Source organism: Arthrobacter sp. JCM 19049 (genome assembly GCF_001310435.1).
This window is the reverse complement of sequence record NZ_BAXF01000967.1, coordinates 1-507: the sequence shown is the minus strand read 5'-3', so window position 1 is coordinate 507 and position 507 is coordinate 1. Positions and strand designations below refer to the sequence as shown.

Here is a 507-nt window from a genome sequence, read left to right as displayed (position 1 = left end):
CACCCAGCTGACCACCGCCCAGCAGGCCTGGATCGCCGCGGAGGCCTCGGCCAAGCGCCGCGGCACCGGACGCTAATCGATATTCGTACATATCTTCGATATGCTGGGGATGTCGACAAGGTATGCAAAGGAGTGGCATGATCAGCTCACTGTCCGGCCGGGTTGAGGCCGTGGCCCTGAACAACGCGGTCATCAACGTCAACGGGTTCGGGATGCTCATCAACGCCACCCCCCAAACGCTCTCGGGCCTGCAGGTCGGCAGCCAGGCCACCGTCTACACCTCCCTGGTGGTCCGTGAGGACTCGATGACCCTCTACGGCTTCGCCTCGGCCGAGGAGCGCGAGGTCTTCGAGGTGCTCACCTCCGTGTCCGGGATCGGCCCGCGCACCGGATTGGCGATCCTGGCCGTGCACAGCCCCGAGCAGGTGCGCGTGGCGGCCAACACGAAGGACACCGCCGCGTTCACCAAGGTCTCGGGCATCGGTCCCAAGGGTGCCAGCCGGATCG

The 507-nt window shown here is 66.1% G+C and carries 1 protein-coding gene; it reads left to right on the top strand.

What is annotated here, in order from left to right; translation table 11 throughout:
- Positions 1-137: 137 nt before the first annotated feature.
- Positions 138-507 (top strand): Holliday junction branch migration protein RuvA (gene ruvA / locus JCM19049_RS17380; RefSeq protein ID WP_279403542.1); only part of this gene is annotated, 370 nt, incomplete at its 3' end.